Genomic DNA, 17,842 nt, shown 5'->3' on the forward strand with positions numbered 1-17,842 from the left:
GGTTGTTCCCGCCAGATCAGACCGGCCGGCGTCTCAACCGCGGGCTCGACCCGTGCCCCTCAGGACGGCCAGGTCACGACGGCGGAACCAGGCGATGAGCGCGGCCACCACCAGATGCCCGATCGCAGTCAGTGGGCTTGCGTCGAGCACGACCGCGCTGGTGAAGGCGGCGCCGACGAGCAGGCCCGCCAGGCAGAACGCCGCCAGGGCGGCGAGCCGGGGAACGAGCAGGCCGATCCCGCCGGCAAGCTCGAGCGCGCCGACGACGTACCGGAACCACTGCCCCGCGCCGATGTCGTCGAACATGGTCACCATCGACGGATGGCCGGCGAGCTTGCTGAGACCGCCCCCGGCGATGCTCAGTCCGAGCAGGATCTGCGGAACCCACAGCAAGCTGCGAGGCGTGATCCGGGTACGGGTGTTGCTGGTGATGGTGCTCATCGGAGCCTCCTGGACGTGTCGGTGTCGATACGTCGAGACTGCCGCCGGGGACCGGACACGAGCATCCGTGGTGGCCACCACATCCACCACGGATCGGTGACTCCGTGGCCCGCCCGTGGCACGGTCGTCGAGCAAGAGCACCACCTGATGTACTCAGTGCGCTTGCCGCACTAGAAACTCGGCAAGTTCCGTCGGACGAGGGCAGTCCAGCACCACACACTCCAGGTCAGCGATCATGGGCCGATCCTGGGCGGCGGGCAGTGATCGGGTCGGTGCACCGCCGGCACCGGCAACAGGAGTTCCGGCACGCCAAGGGCGGGACGAGTTGCGGAAACCGCGCCAGTGGTCCCGAAACACCACCAGGCCCCGGCATCGTCGCCGGGGCCTGGTCCGGGCGTGGTCAGGCAGTCGGGCCGAGCTGCTTGGCGAGGCTGACGAAGGCGCGCCAGTGAGCCGGTCCGAAGGTGAGGGTGCCGCCGTCGCGGTCTTTGGTGTCGCGTACGAGCACGATGCCGGGCAGGTTGTCCGCCACTTCCACGCAGGACCCGCCGTTCGTACCCGAGCGGGTCGACTTGCGCCAGTTGGCGCCGGTCATGTCCATTCCTTCGCCGCCTCCCTGATCAGTTCGAGCGATTGCACCATTGGAAGAGCCTCGCTGCGGATGGCCTCCCAGGTCCCCTGGAGCGTGGCGAGGTCCTCCGCCCGGTCGACGATCTGCGCCCGCACTTGGTGATCGAGATGCGCCACCACGGACTGGTCCGGCAGCGTCGCCAGGATGAACCCTCCCTGGAGGCCAGCGTAGACCCCGACTTCCTGAGGAACCACGAGGATCTGCACGTTTGGCAGCTCCGTGCACTTCACCAGATGGTCAAGCTGCTCGGCCATCACGCTCGGGTGCCCGCGCACCGGCCGTCGGAGGACCATCGCATCGATTACGAAGATGCACTGGGGTGGATTGTCGACTGTGAGCACGGCCTGCCGGTCCAGTCGACTGCGGACTCGCTGCTCGACCTGCTCCGGCGGGAGGTGTACGCCCGTCAGCAGCGCTCGGGCGTACGACTCGGTCTGGAGCAGGCCGGGGACGAAGGCCGGCTCGTACCAGCGGAGCAGGCGGGCGAGGCGCTCGAACTCGATCCAGTCGCGGAGCCAGGCCGGGGTGCTGTCCAGCTTGGCGAGCTTCTTGAGCATCCGGCTGAACGTGCCGCCGGTCTGGAAAGCCTGGTCGATCTTTTCCACGTATTCGTCGGTCGGTGGACGCTGGCCGGTTTCCACCGAGCTGACGTGTGATCCGGAATAGCCGATCTTGCGCCCGAACTCCTCCTGACTGAGTCGCTGCTCAGCGCGAAACAGCCTAAGCTCGGCGAGGACGTATTCCGTGACGAGTCCCATCGATAATCCCACCTCTGCTCACTGCTGAAGTTGCGTTCCACAAAATCGCTCGCCTGTCGCTCTGACCTGCACAGATGCCGCGAGCACGTATCGACCGTAGTGCACTCCACAGCAGACTGTCACTAGCGGAACCGCTCGGAATTAAAATGGCATGGTGACCGGCCGGGCGGAACCTGCGGGGGCCATCTCACTTCCCCCCGTATTGAGATGGCCCCCTTCCAACTCGGAAGGAGACACGATGCGGAAATCACGTCCGATCCGGCCCGTCCCACTCGTTTTCCGGCACCGACCCGACTGGCGCCGACTGTGGCTGTGGTGCCGGTGCGGGCGGCGGTGGTCGTCCTGCCCGTACCGGGGACTCTCGATCCTGCTGCCGCAGAGGGTCCCGGCACCGGACCTGCCGCCCCAACTCGCGATGCCGACCGTCCCGCCGACACTCGACCCGCCACCGTCCCGGCCGTCGACACCGCCGCGCGGGCGCAACCAGCACCCCCGCTGGAACGCGGAGTACCCGACCCACCGGACGCTGCCGGCGCTGATCGACGGCAGCCGCAGCACGCTGGGGGAGCGGCGGCGAAGCCGCGCCGGCACCGGGGCGTGGAGATGACGGACCCGGAGTCGCCGGTCGGCCCCCACACGCCGCTGCGGCCACTCTGGCTGTGTCGCACCGACGGGCAGCCCTGGCCGTGCGCCGCCGCCCGGCTCAGCCTGGTCCGGGAGTACCCGGACACCCGGGTCGCGCTCTGCGTCCGTCTCGGCTCGTCGCTCGCCGAGGCGTACCGCGATCTGCACGCGCTCAACCCGGGCGGCGCTCCGGCGGCGATGGTGCTCAGCGAGCGCTTCCTCGGCTGGCTACCCGGTCGGTCCCGCCACTGACCCGCGTCGCCCACGGCGACGGTCCGGCACGGCCCCTACCCTCAGTTGACCAGGGCGGATATCCAAATACAAGACTGGAATTCGGCCCGTGACGCGCTCACGATTCTGGGCATGCCATGGGACCCTTTCAGCACCCTGCGCCGGGCGCTCTGGATCGGCGGCGGTCAGTGGGCCGGCAAGTCGACGGTGGCCGGAATCCTCGCCGAGCGGTACGGCCTGACGCACTACCACTACGACTACCACGACGCGCGCGGCCACAACGACCGCCGGGTCGTACGCCGGATCCGGCGCGGCGAGCCGGCCGAACCCGACTGCGAGACGATCTGGGTCCACACGGCGCCGGAGGAAATGGCCCGGCAGGTGCTGGTGGAGTTCGCCGAGCGCTTCGAGTGGGTGCAGGACGACCTGCGGGCGCTCACCTCGCCCCGGCCGATCCTGGCCGAGGGCTGGGGGCTGCGCCCCGACCTGGTCGCCCCGGTCGCCGGCTCGACCCGGCGGATGGTGGTGATGGTGCCGACCGAGGAGTTCCGGCAGCGGCAGCTCGCCGAGCTGCCCCGGGCCGGTCGGCTCGGCCACCAGGTCAGCGACCCCGAACTCGGGCAGCGCAACCGGATCCAGCGGGACCGGCTGCTCGCCGACGACGCCGTACGCGGCGCCCGCCGGCTCGACATCCGGGTGATCGAGGTCGACGGCAGCCGGGATGCAGCAGGGGTCGCCGACCTGGTGGCCGCGCACTTCGCTCCGTTCCTGCCGTGACCTCGCCGCCGGAGTGCAGGATGGAGCGATGACCGGCGACTGCTACTCCTGCCGCGAGGAGGGCAACCTCACCACCGCCTCGCTCGCCGAACGGCTGCACCTGACCGACCACTGGCGTACGGCGCACGCGTTCAACTCCAGCCTGCCCGGCTGGCTGGTCGTGATACCACGGCGGCACGTCACCTCGATCGCCGAGTTGACCCCTGCCGAGGCCGCCGAGCTGGGCCCGCTGGTCCACCGGCTCAGCACCGCCCTGCACGAGGTCGTACGCTGTGAAAAGACCTACGTGATGCAGTTCGCCGAGGCGGAGGGCTTCGGGCACGTGCACTTCCACCTCGTACCCCGGATGCCGGACCTTCCGCCGGAACACCGCGGGCCACGGGTCTTCCACTACCTTACCCGGCCGGAGAGCGAGTGGCTGACGACCGACCAGCGCGAGGAGGTCGCCGGCGCCATCGCCGACCGGCTGCGGACGGATTGATCCCGGGCGCCGGCCCTTTCAGTACTCCGGCCCGGTCGCCTCGGCGAGCAGTCGGCGGGCGGCGGTGCGGGACCTGATCCGGACGAACGTCAGATGGCGCCAGGCCGGGTCGGCGGAGGCCGCGAGATAGCGCGCCCGGTAGACCGAATGCCGCTGCCAGGCCCACACGATCACCGACTCGTCCGGGGTGGTGGCGAAGAAGTTGCCCCAGCGTTCCCGGTTGCCGTTCCACAGCTCGGCCCGGAGTGCCGCCCGGCGCAGGGTGCGCCAGACGACCTGACGCATCACCGTGTGCCGGTCCGGATCGACCCAGACGACGGTGTCGGCGCGGCGCCACACGAGGTTGCGGACCGCCGAGTAGTTGCCGTCCACCACCCAGCCGCCGTTCGCGGTCACCGTGTCGACCCGGGCCCGGAACTCGGTGGCGGGCAGCGGTTGCCAGTTCGGCTGGTGGTGGATGGAGTCAAGCTCGACGTACGGCACCCGGAGCCGGGCCGCCAGTGCCCGGGCCAGGGTGCTCTTGCCCGAGCCCGAGTTTCCGACCACCGACACTCGCAGCACAATCTCCGACGGTAACCCGGCGACGGTCCGCCGGACTGTCCCGTTGCCGACCGCTGCCCTGCCGGGCCGAGCCGGTCGCCCTTCGCAGGCCGGTCCGTCGGGAGGCCGGTCGTCCGTTGCGGGCCGGTCGATTTCGCGGGGCTGGGGCCGGGTTGGCGGGCGGCGTCCACAATGAGGACCGATCATCGGAGGCAACATGGACAGCGAGCTGGACCTGCTGGTCGTACCGGATCTGCCGCCGGTCTGGCTGCTGGACGTCGACGGTGTGATCAACGCCCGCCGTCCGGGGTGGGGCCGGGCGGCCCGCCGAGCCGACGTCTGGTCCCAGGCCGACCGGTGCGAGTACCCGCTGCGCTGGGCCGGTGCGCTCGTCGACCGGATCCGTACCCTGCACGAGTCCGGGGCGGTGGAGGTGCGCTGGTGCAGCACCTGGTGCCCGGAGGCGGACGTGCTGGAGCGGCTGTGGCGGCTGCCGGTGCTGGACCGGGCCCTCGTCTGCGATCCGGTGCCGACCGGTGAGCTGGGCTGGCCGGTCAAGCTGGCCGCCGCACACGCGGTGCTGGCGGCCGGCCGTACCCTCGTCTGGACCGACGACGAGGCGATCCCGGCCGGCGACAGGACCCTGGACCGGGCGGTCGCCCGGGGTGTCGCCCTGCTGATCGCGCCTGACCCCGGGCGGGGACTCCGCCCCGCCGACCTGGACGCGATCGAGGCGTTCGCGCGGCGGCACGCCACCACCTGACCGACGCCAGAGGCCGACGTGACGGGCGGCGGAGGCCGACCGGTCTGGCCAGGCCAGGTCCACGGGTTTACCACCTGCCGGGTATGGGGACATTTGCCACCGACGGCCGGGAAAGGCTCCGTCCCTCCCGGCCCGCGTCCCTGAACCTGAGGAGCGACGAACCCGAGGAGCGACCCGATGCCCGAGGACCAGCAGTCCGAACCGCAGCAGCAGCCACCCGGCACCCTCCAGGAGATGCATTCCAAGCCCGACCACGGCGAGGACTCCTACCGGGGCTCCGGCCGACTGGCGGGCAAGAAGACGGTGATCACCGGCGCGGACAGCGGCATCGGCCGGGCGGTCGCCCTCGCGTACGCCCGGGAGGGCGCCGACGTGCTGATCTCGTACCTGAGCGAGCACGAGGACGCGCGGGAGACCGCGAAGCTGGTCGAGGACGAGGGCCGGCAGGCGGTACTCGTCGCCGGGGACGTCGGCGAGCCGGCAGTGTGCCGCGCGGTGGTGGACCGGGCGGTCGAGGAGTTCGGCCGGATCGACGTACTGGTGAACAACGCCGCCTACCAGATGACGCACGAGAGCCTCGAAGAGGTCACCGACGAGGAGTGGCAGCACACCTTCGACGTCAACATCACGGCGATGTTCCGGCTGGTCCAGGCGGCGCTGCCGCACCTCGGTGAGAAGGCGTCGATCATCAACACCAGCTCGATCAACTACGACACGCCGCGCCCGACGCTGCTGCCGTACGCGACCACCAAGGGCGCGATCGCGAACTTCACCGCTGGGCTCGCCCAGATGCTCGGGGAGCGGGGAATCCGGGTGAACGGTGTCGCCCCCGGCCCGATCTGGACCCCGTTGATCCCGTCCACCATGCCGCCCGAGCAGGTCGAGAAGTTCGGCAAGAACACCCCACTGGGCCGCCCCGGCCAGCCGAAGGAGGTCGCCCCGGCGTACGTGCTGCTCGCCTCGGACGAGGCCAGCTACATCTCCGGCGCGATCATCCCGGTCACCGGTGGCAAGCCCATCCTCTGACCGTCGTCCCCCCGAAAGGAGTCCCGTCATGCCCGCAGGGTCGAGTCCGAAGCGGGAACGCCAGTACAAGCACATCAAGGAGAGCGCGCGCAAGCGCGGCGAGTCGACCGGCCGCGCCGAGGAGATCGCCGCCCGGACGGTCAACAAGGAACGCGCCCGGGCCGGCGAGTCGAAGACCGCCAGCCGCTCCTCGGTCAAGGACGTCTCCTCCGGGCACCGGGGCGGCAAGCGGTCGCACACCGGCGCGCAGGGGCGTACCAAGGAACAGCTCTACAACGAGGCGAAGAAGCGCAACATCAAGGGCCGGTCGAGCATGTCCAAGGCCCAGTTGGAGAAGGCGCTCGCGCGCTGAGCACCGGAGGAGGTACGGCTGCCCGACGCGCTCGGTATCGCGCTGAGCAGCCGTACCGTTGCGGGTCAGCGCCGGGACGAGTCGACCGCGACCGGGTACTGGAGAACGGCCTCGCCCGGCACGCGGACGCGGCACCCGCGCAGCGGATTCCCGTGCTGGTCTACCTGGCCGAGCTGTGCTGGCGCACCGGCGATCCCGAGGCGGCGGCCCTGCTGCTCGCCGAGGTCGACGCGGTGGAACTCCCCGCCACCGAGCGCACGGCGCTCGCCACCGACCTGGCCACCGCCGCCGAGATCAGCGCCGAACTGGGTCGCTGACCTCGCCACCGACCTGGCCACCGCCGCCGAGATCAGCGCCGAACTGGGTCGCTGACCACGGCGGGTGAAGCGGCGACGCGGGCCACCCGGCGTTCCCGGGGCGGGCCGGCGAGGAGATGGCCGGCGACCGCGAGCAGGCCGAGCGCGGCGACCGCCAGCCAGTGACCGTCGCCGAGATACTGAAGGCTCGCCCCGCCGACCGCCGGGGCGACGAAGGCCGCGGCCGGGAAGGTGAGGAAGAAGACCGCCTGGTAGCGGCCACGCAGCCGGGGTGGGGCCAACTCGGCGTTGATCTCCGCATTCGGCGGTGCGGCGAGCATCGCGCCGACGGTCCAGACCAACGCCGCCAGCAGGTACCCGGGCAGCCCGTCGGCGATCGCCAGGCCGGCGTACCCGACGGCGGCCAGGCCCAGCGCGGTGGCCAGCACCCGGTGCTTGCGGCGACCGTCGATCAGCCGGGGCACGAAGAGCTGACCGATCACGATGAACAGCCCGCCGAGCGCCACCACCAGCCCGTACGCCGAGGAGCTGAGGCCGTCGGCGCGCATCGCCAGCGGCATCACCGTCGAGTTCTGCGCGGTGATCACGGCGTGCGCGAAGGTCAGCGCGACGAAGGCCAGGAAGATCCGGTCGGTCAGCGGGGTACGCAGCCCGACCCGGCGGGGCGGTGCCGCTCCCAGGTCGCCTGGTGAGGCTCCCGGAGCCGTCCGGACCAGGGTCTCCGGCGCGGTCCCGCCCCCGGTCTCCGGTACGGTCCGGACCAGGGTCTCCGGCACCTTCCAGGCGATGATGACCGTGGTGGTGAGGGTGGCCGCCGCGTCGACCAGGAACAGTGCCAGATAGCTTGCCTCGGCGAGCAGCCCGGCCAGCGCCGACGCGCCCGCCATGCCGAGGTTGAACGCCCAGAACTGGAGGTTGAACGCGCGGGAGCGGCGGGGCGCCGGCACCACGTCGACGATCGCGGCGACGAAGGCCGGGCCCGGCATCGAGTGGGCGATCCCGACAAGGGCGGCGAGCAGTGCGATCGCCGACAGGCTGGTCACCACGGCCATGCTCGCCATCAGCGCCGACGCCGCCAGGTGCGACCAGACCAGGGTGCGGCGCCGTCCCCAGCGGTCGGCGAGTACCCCGCCGAGCAGGACTCCGGCCACCCCACCGAGCCCGTACGCCCCGACCACCAGTCCGGCGAGTGCGTCGCTGGCCCCGCGCGCGTCGGTGAGGTAGAGCGGCAGGAACAGCATCGCGAACGCGCCGACCCGGTTGATCAGCAGTCCTGACCAGAGGAACCAGAAAACCGCCGGAAGTCCGCCGGCCGTGTCGCGCAGCCACGCCCCTAGCGCCCGCACCCGTCCTCCGGTAAGGATTGTTTCCAGTAGTACGCCGCAGTCGACCGTAGAGAAGCCGGCCGCAGGTCGCCAGGGTGTCGCTTGTCACCTGCGCGCCCACGCCGGAGTGCGCCGCGATGGTGGCCGGGAATTCGGTCGCGGTCGGGGGCGTTCCGATCTAGCGTGATCGCCATGTTCGGCACGGCCGGCTTCGTGTGGCCCGCAGGGTTCTTCCTGCTGGGCCCCGCCGCCGTGTGTGTGGCGTCGACCCGGTCGCAGGTCTCGCCCGACCAGCCGAACCGGCTGGCTGCGCTGTCGATCCAGCCGAACCGGCTGGCTGCGCTGTCGATCCAGCCGAACCGGCTGGATAGCGGCGCGCGAGGCTGACCCTCCTCCCGCACCAGCAGAACCCACGGAGGAGGGTGGCCCGGATTCCCGGTGCCGCCCTTTCTGGGCGCATCGGATGCGCGGTTCTGGCGCGGTTTCCCTCTCGCGGTCTGGCACCCGCCCGCGCTCGTCGCCCGCCAACCCGTCTCTCTATTGGGGACAGTCTCATGGCCAAGAGCCAGTTCGTACGCACCAAGCCGCACCTCAACATCGGCACGATGGGGCACGTCGACCACGGCAAGACCACGCTGACCGCCGCGATCACCAAGGTGCTCGCCGACCGGGACCCGGCGGTCAACCGGTTCGTCGCCTTCGACGGCATCGACCGGGCGCCGGAGGAGGTCGCCCGGGGCATCACCATCACCATCGCGCACGTCGAGTACGAGACCGCCACCCGGCACTACGCGCACGTCGACATGCCGGGCCACGCCGACTACGTGAAGAACATGATCACGGGGGCGGCGCAGGTGGACGGGGCGATCCTGGTCGTCTCGGCGCTCGACGGCGCGATGCCGCAGACCCGGGAGCACGTCCTGCTCGCCCAGCGGGTGGGGGTGCCGTACCTGGTGGTGGCGCTGAACAAGGCGGACGCGGTGACCGACCCCGAACTGCTCGACCTGGTCGAGCTGGAGGTGCGGGAACTGGTCAGCGAGTACGGCTTCCCCGGTGACGAGGTGCCGGTGGTGCGGGTCTCCGCACTGCGGGCGCTGGAGGGCGACCCGGCCTGGGTCAGGTCCATCGCGGACCTGCTCGACGCGGTCGACCGGTACGTCCCGGTGCCGCCGCGCGAACTCGACCGGCCGTTCCTGATGCCGATCGAGAACGTGCTCACCATCTCCGGCCGGGGGACCGTGGTGACCGGAGCCGTCGAGCGGGGCTCGCTGCGCGCCGGTGACCCGGTCGAGGTGGTCGGGCTCGCCCCGACCCTGTCGACCGTGGCGATCGGGCTGGAGACCTTCGGCCGCTCGCTGGAGTCGGCACAGGCCGGGGACAACGCGGCCGTACTGCTGCGCGGGGTCAAGCGCGACCAGGTGCAGCGGGGACAGGTGGTGGCCCTGCCGGGCAGCGTCACGCCGCACCGCCGGTTCACCGCACAGCTCTACGCGCTGACCACCGCCGAGGGCGGTCGGCGTACGCCGTTCCACGCCAACTACCGGCCGCAGTTCTACTTCCGGACCACGGACGTGGTCGGCGCGGTGGACCTGGGCGAACTGCCCCAGGTGGCTCCCGGTGACACCGTGGCGATCACGGTGGAGCTGGGCAAGCCGATCGCGATGGACGTCGGGCTCGGCTTCGCCGTCCGGGAGGGCGGCCGGACGGTCGCCGCCGGCACGGTGACCGCCCTGCTCGACTGAGGACCGGCGCCCAGCGCGCCGGTCGACCGGCAACTCAGCCGGCGGTCCGCTCGTCGGACCGCCGGCTGAGCCGGACCAGCCGGTCACCGTCGGCGGTGCGGAAGTAGAGCACGTACCGGCCCGAGCGGCGCCGCCGCACGAGCTGGGCGTCGAGGAGTACCCGCAGGTGCCCGCCGACGGAGCCGAGCCCGTGGCCGGTCGCGGCGACCAGCCCGGTGGTGCTGGTCGGCGACTCCAGCCGGGCCAGGATCTCCGCCCGGACCGGACCGAGTAGCCGGCTCAGTGCGGCCGGCGGGGCACTCCGGGCCGGATCGGCCAGGATCCCCCGGCACGGGTAGACCACGGTGTGCCGGTCCGGACGGTCGGAGCCGACCCAGCCCCGGGACGACGTACTCGGGACGAAGAGCAGCCCGGTGTCGCCGAGGTCCAGCGGCGGAAGGTCGTACGTGTTGATCTGGAGCCGGCCGTGCCCCAACCAGCGCATCCCCGGGCGCATCCCGTCCAGGGTGGCCGCCCAGCCGCCCGAACTGAGCAGGTGGGTCCGGGACACGATGTCGGCCTCGAAGAGCCGCTGGCGGCGCGGCCAGTCCGGGCGCAGGGTGCGGGTCCAGACCCACTCCAGCAGCTCGGCAGCCCGTTCCGGCAGGTCGGCGCCGCGCAGCTCGGCGGGAAGCGGCCCGCCCAGCCCGGCCAGCAGGTCGGCCCGGGCCACCCCGGCCGGTGTCTCGCGGATCCGCCGCAGTTCACCGGCGAACGTCGCCTCGGCGTCCCCGGCCGAGGCGCCGAGGAAGTCGGCCGGTGTGGCGAGGAAGTCGGGCAGCCAGCGCGGCGGGAAGGCGGCCCGGACGAACGCCGCGCTGAACGGGTCGCCGGCCAGCCGGGACCGGTACGCGGGGGAGTGCGCGTCGAGCCAGGCCCGCTGACCGGGGAGCGTCGGGTGCCCGTCCAGCGCCTTGAGCGCCGCGACGGTCTCGACCAGCGGGGAGACGGCGAACCGGCTGCGGGCCAGCACGTCCGCGTCGAGCAGCCAGAGCCCCACGACCACCTCCGGTTTCGTCTCCAGGTGAAAAGGTATCTGCTCGCCGAGCGGCCCACCCAGACTGCTGGCCGTGCGTACCTATCGGCAGTTGTTCCGGGTCCCCGAATTCCGTCCCCTCTTCCTGGCGATCTCCGCCCAGATGGCGGCGACCACCGTCAACGGGCTCGCCCTCGGCACCCTGGTGTACTCCGCCACCGGGTCACCGCTGCTCGCCGCGCTCAGCCTCTTCGGCCCCTCCTTCGCCCAGGTGGTCGGCGCCACCACCCTGCTCTCGGTGGCCGACCGGGTGCCGCCGCGCGCCGCGCTGGTGGGCATCAAGCTGTTCCTCGGCGCCAGCACGCTGGTGATGGCCCTGCCGGGCATGCCGATCTGGGCCATGTTCGTGGTGATCGGGTTCATGGGTCTGGCCGGCTCGATGGGCGGCGGGGTCCGCTGGGGGCTGCTCGGCGAGATCCTGCCCGACGGCGGCTACCTGCTCGGCCGGTCGGTGATGAACATGTCGGTCGGGGCCATGCAGGTCAGCGGCTTCGCGCTCGGCGGCGCCCTGCTCACCGTGGCCACCCCACGGCAGGTGCTGCTGATCGGCGCCGGCCTGTATTTCAGCGCCGCGCTGGTCGCCCGGTTCGGTCTCACCCGCCGTCCGCCGAGGGCGGTCGGCCGGCCGTCGGTCCGCCGGACCTGGCAGGTCAACGCCCGGCTCTGGGCGACACCCGCCCGCCGGTACGTCTACCTCGCGCTGTGGCTGCCGAACGGGCTCGTCGTCGGCTGCGAGGCGCTGTTCATCCCGTACGCCCCGGAATCCGCCGCGGTACTCTTCGCCGCCGGTGCCCTCGGGATGCTCGCCGGGGACACGGTCGTCGGCCGGTTCGTCCCGGCCCGGTGGCGGCAGCGCCTCGTCACGCCGCTGCAACTGTCGCTCGGGGTGCCGTACCTGCTCTTCGCCCTGCCGATCCCGCTGCCGGTGGCCGCGCTCGCCGTCGCCGCCGCCTCGGCCGGATTCGGCGGCGGGGTGCTGCTCCAGCAGCGCCTCGTGGACCTGACCCCGGCACAGATGCGCGGCCAGGCGCTCGGGCTGCACTCCTCGGGAATGCTGACCATGCAGGCGGTGGCGGCGACGCTGGCCGGCACCGTCGCCCAGTACCTGCCGACCGGTGCCGCCATGACCGTGATGGCGACGCTCTCCCTCCTGGTCACCCTCCTGCTCCGCCCCGGGCTGCGCGCCCCGGCCGACGCTCGTACCCCGGAACCGGCGCCGGTCTGACCCGGTTGCCCGTGCCGGTTGCCCGTGCCGGCGGGCCGTGCCGGCGGGCCGTGCCGGTTGCCCGTGCCGGTTGCCCGTGCCGGTTGCCCGTGCCGGCGGGCCGTGCCGGTTGCCCGTGCCGGCGGGCCGTGCCGGCGGGCCGTGCCGGCGGGGCGTCGGGGCGGGCCGGTTCGGCGGGCCGTGCCGGCGGGGCGTCGGGGCGGGCCGGTTCGGCGGGGCGTCGGGGCGGGCCGGTCGGGGGTGGCTCGACTAGGGTGGGAAGCCCCTCGGTGGAAGGAGCGCGATGGTCGGCGTACGGCGGCGGGTGGTCGGCGTGGTTGCGGTGCTGGTGATGGTGCCGCTCGGCCTGGCCGGCTGCGGTCCGCTCGACGGGCTCGTCGGGCAGGGCGCCGAGCCCACCCCCACTCCCGACGAGGGCCCGGCACGGGCGCGGGAGCGGGTGCAGGCATATCTGGACGCGATGAGGGCGAAGAGCGTCGCGGACGGCCGCGAACAGCTCTGCGAACCACTGCGGGAGTCCTTCGACCAGGCGGCCACCGGCCCGAACGGCGACTTCGCCAAGCACTTCTCGGTCTCGGCGGCGAAGATCACCGACGTTCGGGCCAACGGTGCCGACCAGGACGTCAGCACGTCGATCACGGTGAAGGTCGGCAGCAAGGCCACCCCGACCAAGGTCCTCTTCACGGTCGCCCGGGCCGACGGGCAGTGGTGCATCGCCAAGGAGACGATCGGCGGCCACACCCCGGCCCCGTCCGGCTCCCCGACCGAGCCGACCTGATCGTCCCCGGGCGTCCCGGACGCGGCCGAGCCGACCTGATCGTCTCCGGGCGTCCCGGACGCGGCCGAGCCGACCTGATCGTCTCCGGGCGTCCCGGGCCCGGCCGAGCCGACCTGATCGCCCCCGGGGTGCCGGCCGCCTCACGCCGGCTCCCACGAAGCGGACGGGCGTACCTCGCTCCCGGTACTGTGCGGGTCCCGCCGTACGCTTTCTGACATGCGCCATGAGTGGCACCAGTTGACCTACCCCGCGGTGGGCAACACCGCGTTGCAGACCAGTCGGCCGACCGAGGACTCCGCCGAGGACGAGGCGCTCGGCCTGGACCGGTGGCGGGAACTGCCCCGGGCCCAGACACCGCCGTGGCCGGACCAGGCGGTGGTGGACGGGGTCTGCAAGATCCTCCAGAACGTGCCCTCGATCGTCGCGCCCTACGAGGTCGACCAGCTCCGGCAGCGGTTGGCGCTGGTCTGCGAGGGCCGGGCGTTCCTGCTCCAGGGCGGCGACTGCGCCGAGACCTTCACCGACAACACCGAGAGCCACCTGCTGGCCAACGCCCGGACCCTGCTCCAGATGGCGGTGGTGCTGACCTACGGGGCGTCGCTGCCGGTGGTGAAGGTGGCCCGGGTGGCCGGGCAGTACACCAAGCCGCGCTCCCAGCCGACCGACGCGCTGGGGCTGCCGGCGTACCGGGGCGACATGATCAACTCGCTGGAGGCGGTGCCGGAGGCGCGGGTCGCCGACCCGCAGCGCATGATCCGGGCGTACGCGAACTCGGCCGCCGCGATGAACATGCTCCGGGCGTACCTCGCCGGTGGGCTGGCCGACCTGCACGCCGTGCACGACTGGAACAAGGGCTTCGTCAAGAACTCCCCGGCCGGCGAGCGCTACGAGGCGATCGCCCGGGAGATCGACCGGGCGCTCGCCTTCATCCGGGCCTGCGGGATGACCGAGGACGAGGCGCTGCGCACGGTCACCCTCTACTGTTCGCACGAGGCGCTGGCCCTGGAGTACGACCGGGCGTTGACCCGGGTCTCCGACGGCCGGGCGTACGGCCTCTCCGGGCACTTCCTCTGGGTCGGCGAGCGCACCCGGCAGCTCGACGGGGCCCACCTGGACTTTATCTCCCGGATCGCCAACCCGATCGGCGTCAAGCTCGGCCCGACCACCAGCCCCGACCAGGCGATCGAGCTGTGCGAGAAGCTGAACCCGGAGAACATCCCGGGCCGGCTCACCCTGATCAGCCGGATGGGCAACGGCCGGGTCCGCGAGGTCCTGCCGCCGATCGTGGCCAAGGTCACCGCCGCCGGTGCGAAGGTCGTCTGGCAGTGCGATCCGATGCACGGCAACACCCACGAGTCGTCCAACGGCTACAAGACCCGGCACTTCGACCGGATCGTCGACGAGGTGCTCGGCTACTTCGAGGTGCACCGGTCGCTGGAGACCCACCCGGGCGGCCTGCACGTCGAGCTGACCGGCGAGGACGTCACCGAGTGCCTCGGCGGCGCGCAGGCGATCGAGGACATCCACCTGCCGGACCGCTACGAGACCGCCTGCGACCCCCGGCTCAACACCCAGCAGTCGCTGGAGCTCGCCTTCCTGGTAGCGGAGATGCTTCGTGGCTGACCATCCCACCTCCACCCCGGCCCTGGTCGACCTCCGGTCGGACACCGTCACCCGACCCACCCCGGGAATGCGCGCCGAGATGGCCGCGGCCGAGGTCGGCGACGACGTGTACGGCGAGGACCCGACCGTCAACGCCCTCGAAGCCGAGGTCGCCGCGCTCTTCGGGCACGAGGCGGCCCTCTTCGCCCCGACCGGGTCGATGGCCAACCAGATCGCCATCCAGGTGCTGGTTCCCCCGGGTGAGGAACTGCTCTGCGACGCCGACGCGCACGTGGTGACGTACGAGATCGGCGCCGCGGCCGCGATCGGTGGCGTCTCCACCCGGACCTGGTCGCCGGTCGGCGCCGATGTCGACCCGGAGGTGGTCGCGGCGATGATCCGGCCGGACGGCTACCACGCGGTGCCGACCCGGGCGATCGCCGTCGAGCAGACCCACAACCGGGGCGGTGGCGGAGTGATCCCGCTGGCCGCCCTCGGTGAGCTGCGCCGGGTCGCCGACGACGCCGGGATCGGGCTGCACTGCGACGGCGCCCGGATCTGGCACGCGCACGTCGCCGACGGGGTGCCGCTGGCCGGCTACGGCGAGCTGTTCGACACCCTGTCGGTCTGCCTCTCCAAGGGGCTCGGCGCGCCGGCCGGTTCGCTGGTGGTCGGCAGCGCGGAACGGATCGCCCGGGCCCGGGTGATCCGCAAGCGGATGGGTGGCGGGATGCGCCAGGCGGGGATCCTCGCCGCCGCCGGCCGGTACGCGCTGCGGCACCACGTCGAGCGGCTCGCCTCCGACCACGTCCGGGCGGCCCGGCTTGCCGACGCGCTCGCCCCGTTCGGGGTACTGGCCGGTCCGGTACGCACCAACATCGTTCCGCTGGACCTGAGCAAGTGCGGGTTCGACGCTCCCGAGCTGGGTGCGGCGGCCCGGGACCGGGGCGTACTCGTCTCGGTGCTCGGTCCGCGCATCGCCCGGCTGGTGACCCACCATGACCTGGACGACGCCGGAGTGGACCGGGCGGTCGAGGTGCTCACCGAGATCTTCCGCCGCTGACCGGAGCTGCTCTGCCGGTGTCGCCGGGGGCCGGGTCGCTGTTCCGGTCTTGTCGGCCGGGGGCCGGGTCGCTGTTCCGGTCTTGTCGGCCGGGGGCCGGGTCGCTCTTCCGGTCTTGTCGGCCGGGGGCCGGGTCGCTCTTCCGGTCTTGTCGGCCGGGGCCGGTGGCCGGTGGCCGGTGTCGCGGGGGCCGGATCGGGCGCGGGGTCGGCGGGTCAGCCGCCGGTGCGGGTGAAGTGCTGGTAGTCGGGGGAGCGCCAACCGCCGCCCCACTGCCAGCCGGCCGCGGCGAACGCCTCGACCAGTACGCCAGCCGGGATCGCCATCCCCGGTCGGTAACCGGAGCGGTCCCGGTACACCGCCCCGGCGGGTGGCAGCACGCGGCCGTCGATCAGGTACGGGTTCTCCACCGGGTTGACGTCGATCGCCTGCCCGTACGCGTGCACGGACCACTTCGCCGCGCCGGTGGAGACCGCTCTGCGGCAGTTGAAGCCGGAGGTGTTGTCGTCGGCCATCGACCGATCGTCGCTACCGCCGTACGCGTCGACCGGCTGTAGCCGACGGATCGGGAAGCGTTCCCGGTAGAGGGTGGCGAAGATCTCGACCACCTGGGCGGTGACCGACCGGTGTACGACGATCGTGCCGACCTGGGGACGGCCGTCGAAGTCCCAGTAGCCGAGCCGGATCCGCCGGAGCTGGTCCGGGCCGACCGGGCAGCCGGGTCGCCAGCTCTCGCCGAGGTCGGCGGCGGTGACCGTGGAGACGCCGTGCACGAACGCGGGGGCCGTGCTCGGCGGGTCGCCGAACCGGCTCGTCGTCGGCCCGGTCGAGGTGGCCGACGGTCCGGACCCGGTGGTCGACGCGCCCGCGCCGCCGGTCGGATCGGTCGGCGGGCCGCCGCAGCCGGCCGCCGCGAGCGCGGTCAGCAGCCCGACCAGCAGCACACCCCGCACACGCCGTCCCACCGCCGCCACGCTACGCCGCCCCGACCCGCCACCCAAACCCTGCCGCCCCGCCCCTGCCCGCCCCGCGACTGCCCGCCACCGCCTGCCTCACCAGGGACGTTTCGGAATGGGGAACATCATCGGGGCCCTGACCCCGACGGGTCTTCCGTTGCCTGTTGACCTTGGGGGCGGTGGGTGGGGGGAGGGGAGGGGGTCAGGGGCGGAAGCGTTTGAGGGTGGCGATGTCGTCGGCGTGTCCCTGGTTCTCGCTCGGCGTCTCGACGACCACCGGGATTCCGGCGGTGGCCGGATGGGTCATCAGCTCGGCGAAGGCGGGCTCGCCGATGCTGCCCTTGCCGATGGTCTCGTGCCGGTCCCGGGTCGAGCCGCAGAGATCCCGCGAGTCGTTGGCGTGCACCAGCCACAGCCGCTCCGCGCCGATCGCCCCGACCAGCGTGTCCAGCGTCTCGCGCATGCCGCCCTCCCGGGCCAGGTCGTGCCCGGCCGCCCAGGCGTGGCAGGTGTCGAAGCAGGCGCCGAGCCACGGGTGCCAGTCGACGGCGGCGAGGTACGGCTCCAGGTGCTCGACCCGGGAGGCCAGCGAGCGACCGCCACCGGCACTCGGCTCCACCAGCAGCTTCGGCCCGCCGCTGGCCGCGGCCGAGTCGAGCAGCGGGAGCAGCGCCTCGCGTACCTGTCGCATCGCCGCCTCGGCGTGCCCGGCGTCGACCGCGCTGCCGGCGTGGAAGACCACCCCGGAGGCACCGATCGCGGCGCCCCGGTCCAGCGCGTGCGCCAGGGTCGCCACCGACTTCTCCACGGTCGCCGGGGTGGGTGAGCCGAGGTTCACCAGCAACGACGCGTGGATGTACGCCACCAGCCCGCGTTCGGAGCAGCCGGCCCGGAACGCCGCGTCCTGCCCGGGATCGCCCGGCGGCAACGCCCAGCCCCGCGAATTGCCGACGTAGACCTGCACCACCTCCGAGCCGATCGCGTCGGCGTACGGCAGAGCGGCCTTGGCCAGCCCGCCCGAGGTGGGCGTGTGCGAGCCGACGGGTCGGCTCGGCGCCGGCAGGTCGCCGCCGCTGCCGGACCGGCCGCCCGGTGAACCGGACATGCCGGTGCTGCCCGGAGCAGTGCTGCTCGG

General features: G+C 72.6%; 22 protein-coding genes. 14 read left to right on the forward strand and 8 right to left on the reverse strand.

Translation table 11 applies throughout. The features are described 5' to 3' along the window. Positions 1 to 33: 33 nt before the first annotated feature. The 3 genes from ACQEVC_RS19470 to ACQEVC_RS19480 all read right to left on the reverse strand — a co-directional run bounded on the left by ACQEVC_RS19470 (position 34) and on the right by ACQEVC_RS19480 (position 1,830). On the reverse strand, positions 34 to 441 hold the full coding sequence (locus tag ACQEVC_RS19470; RefSeq protein ID WP_432879420.1) for a DoxX family protein: 408 nt from the start codon (positions 439 to 441) through the stop codon (positions 34 to 36). A gap of 400 nt (positions 442 to 841) precedes the next feature. Then, positions 842 to 1,036: a DUF397 domain-containing protein gene (locus tag ACQEVC_RS19475; RefSeq protein ID WP_432879423.1), complete on the reverse strand. Its 195-nt coding sequence runs from the start codon at positions 1,034 to 1,036 to the stop codon at positions 842 to 844. Further along, positions 1,033 to 1,830 (reverse strand): helix-turn-helix domain-containing protein, encoded by a 798-nt coding sequence (locus ACQEVC_RS19480; RefSeq protein WP_432879425.1) that lies wholly within the window; start codon positions 1,828 to 1,830, stop codon positions 1,033 to 1,035. Before ACQEVC_RS19480 ends, ACQEVC_RS19475 begins: the two co-directional genes overlap by 4 nt. Positions 1,831 to 2,068: 238 nt before the next feature. On the opposite strand from ACQEVC_RS19480, the gene ACQEVC_RS19485 reads away from it, so the two are divergent. The 4 genes from ACQEVC_RS19485 to ACQEVC_RS19500 all read left to right on the forward strand — a co-directional run bounded on the left by ACQEVC_RS19485 (position 2,069) and on the right by ACQEVC_RS19500 (position 3,943). Beyond that, complete coding sequence (locus ACQEVC_RS19485) at positions 2,069 to 2,437, forward strand: hypothetical protein (protein ID WP_432879427.1); 369 nt, start codon at positions 2,069 to 2,071, stop codon at positions 2,435 to 2,437. Beyond that, entirely contained in the window at positions 2,434 to 2,706 is a 273-nt protein-coding gene (locus tag ACQEVC_RS19490) for a hypothetical protein (RefSeq protein WP_432879429.1), read from the forward strand. The genes ACQEVC_RS19485 and ACQEVC_RS19490 overlap by 4 nt, the downstream gene beginning before the upstream one ends. A gap of 111 nt (positions 2,707 to 2,817) precedes the next feature. Beyond that, positions 2,818 to 3,462, forward strand: coding sequence for a hypothetical protein (locus ACQEVC_RS19495; RefSeq protein WP_432879431.1), 645 nt, complete (start codon positions 2,818 to 2,820; stop codon positions 3,460 to 3,462). Positions 3,463 to 3,490: 28 nt separating this feature from the next. After that, on the forward strand, positions 3,491 to 3,943 hold the full coding sequence (locus ACQEVC_RS19500; RefSeq protein WP_432879434.1) for an HIT family protein: 453 nt from the start codon (positions 3,491 to 3,493) through the stop codon (positions 3,941 to 3,943). 18 nt (positions 3,944 to 3,961) lie between these two features. On the opposite strand, the gene ACQEVC_RS19505 is transcribed toward ACQEVC_RS19500, so the two are convergent. After that, positions 3,962 to 4,504: an adenylate kinase gene (locus ACQEVC_RS19505; protein ID WP_432879437.1), complete on the reverse strand. Its 543-nt coding sequence runs from the start codon at positions 4,502 to 4,504 to the stop codon at positions 3,962 to 3,964. A 196-nt stretch (positions 4,505 to 4,700) separates the two neighbouring features. On the opposite strand from ACQEVC_RS19505, the gene ACQEVC_RS19510 reads away from it, so the two are divergent. The 4 genes from ACQEVC_RS19510 to ACQEVC_RS19525 all read left to right on the forward strand — a co-directional run bounded on the left by ACQEVC_RS19510 (position 4,701) and on the right by ACQEVC_RS19525 (position 6,941). Further along, a complete protein-coding gene (locus ACQEVC_RS19510; RefSeq protein ID WP_432879440.1) occupies positions 4,701 to 5,246 on the forward strand; it encodes a hypothetical protein in 546 nt (181 codons plus the stop codon). Between the two features lie 177 nt (positions 5,247 to 5,423). Then, positions 5,424 to 6,272: a glucose 1-dehydrogenase gene (locus ACQEVC_RS19515; protein WP_432879442.1), complete on the forward strand. Its 849-nt coding sequence runs from the start codon at positions 5,424 to 5,426 to the stop codon at positions 6,270 to 6,272. A gap of 28 nt (positions 6,273 to 6,300) precedes the next feature. Next, a complete protein-coding gene (locus ACQEVC_RS19520; RefSeq protein ID WP_432879444.1) occupies positions 6,301 to 6,624 on the forward strand; it encodes a plasmid stabilization protein in 324 nt (107 codons plus the stop codon). A gap of 152 nt (positions 6,625 to 6,776) precedes the next feature. Then, a complete protein-coding gene (locus tag ACQEVC_RS19525) occupies positions 6,777 to 6,941 on the forward strand; it encodes a hypothetical protein (RefSeq protein WP_432879447.1) in 165 nt (54 codons plus the stop codon). A gap of 32 nt (positions 6,942 to 6,973) precedes the next feature. Here the strand turns inward: ACQEVC_RS19525 and ACQEVC_RS19530 are convergent, their stop codons facing one another. Beyond that, complete coding sequence (locus ACQEVC_RS19530; RefSeq protein WP_432879450.1) at positions 6,974 to 8,287, reverse strand: MFS transporter; 1,314 nt, start codon at positions 8,285 to 8,287, stop codon at positions 6,974 to 6,976. A gap of 171 nt (positions 8,288 to 8,458) precedes the next feature. Here ACQEVC_RS19530 and ACQEVC_RS19535 point away from each other — a divergent pair, with 171 nt between their 5' ends. Together ACQEVC_RS19535 and tuf are read left to right on the forward strand one after the other, a co-directional pair. Next, entirely contained in the window at positions 8,459 to 8,653 is a 195-nt protein-coding gene (locus ACQEVC_RS19535) for a hypothetical protein (RefSeq protein WP_432879452.1), read from the forward strand. Positions 8,654 to 8,820: 167 nt separating this feature from the next. Continuing rightward, complete coding sequence (gene tuf / locus ACQEVC_RS19540; protein WP_346257866.1) at positions 8,821 to 10,008, forward strand: elongation factor Tu; 1,188 nt, start codon at positions 8,821 to 8,823, stop codon at positions 10,006 to 10,008. Between the two features lie 34 nt (positions 10,009 to 10,042). Here tuf and ACQEVC_RS19545 read toward each other — a convergent pair whose 3' ends face one another. Continuing rightward, complete coding sequence (locus ACQEVC_RS19545) at positions 10,043 to 11,047, reverse strand: ArsR/SmtB family transcription factor (protein ID WP_432879455.1); 1,005 nt, start codon at positions 11,045 to 11,047, stop codon at positions 10,043 to 10,045. A 70-nt stretch (positions 11,048 to 11,117) separates the two neighbouring features. Here ACQEVC_RS19545 and ACQEVC_RS19550 point away from each other — a divergent pair, with 70 nt between their 5' ends. The 4 genes from ACQEVC_RS19550 (at position 11,118) to ACQEVC_RS19565 (ending at position 15,751) form a co-directional block, all read left to right on the forward strand. Further along, positions 11,118 to 12,308: an MFS transporter gene (locus tag ACQEVC_RS19550; protein WP_432879458.1), complete on the forward strand. Its 1,191-nt coding sequence runs from the start codon at positions 11,118 to 11,120 to the stop codon at positions 12,306 to 12,308. A 283-nt stretch (positions 12,309 to 12,591) separates the two neighbouring features. Next, positions 12,592 to 13,086 carry an Rv0361 family membrane protein gene (locus ACQEVC_RS19555; protein WP_318394386.1) on the forward strand — a complete coding sequence of 165 codons (495 nt, stop codon included), beginning with the start codon at positions 12,592 to 12,594 and terminating at the stop codon, positions 13,084 to 13,086. 216 nt (positions 13,087 to 13,302) lie between these two features. Then, complete coding sequence (locus tag ACQEVC_RS19560; protein WP_432879461.1) at positions 13,303 to 14,709, forward strand: class II 3-deoxy-7-phosphoheptulonate synthase; 1,407 nt, start codon at positions 13,303 to 13,305, stop codon at positions 14,707 to 14,709. A gap of 22 nt (positions 14,710 to 14,731) precedes the next feature. Continuing rightward, entirely contained in the window at positions 14,732 to 15,751 is a 1,020-nt protein-coding gene (locus ACQEVC_RS19565) for a threonine aldolase family protein (protein WP_432891557.1), read from the forward strand. Positions 15,752 to 15,966: 215 nt separating this feature from the next. On the opposite strand, the gene ACQEVC_RS19570 is transcribed toward ACQEVC_RS19565, so the two are convergent. Together ACQEVC_RS19570 and ACQEVC_RS19575 are read right to left on the reverse strand one after the other, a co-directional pair. Next, entirely contained in the window at positions 15,967 to 16,716 is a 750-nt protein-coding gene (locus tag ACQEVC_RS19570) for a M15 family metallopeptidase (protein WP_432879463.1), read from the reverse strand. Between the two features lie 193 nt (positions 16,717 to 16,909). After that, positions 16,910 to 17,812, reverse strand: a complete 903-nt coding sequence (locus ACQEVC_RS19575) for a deoxyribonuclease IV (protein ID WP_432879466.1) — start codon at positions 17,810 to 17,812, stop codon at positions 16,910 to 16,912. Positions 17,813 to 17,842: the final 30 nt, after the last annotated feature.

Origin of the sequence: Plantactinospora sp. CA-294935 (assembly GCF_050936445.1) — a bacterium.
Classification (GTDB): domain Bacteria; phylum Actinomycetota; class Actinomycetes; order Mycobacteriales; family Micromonosporaceae; genus Plantactinospora.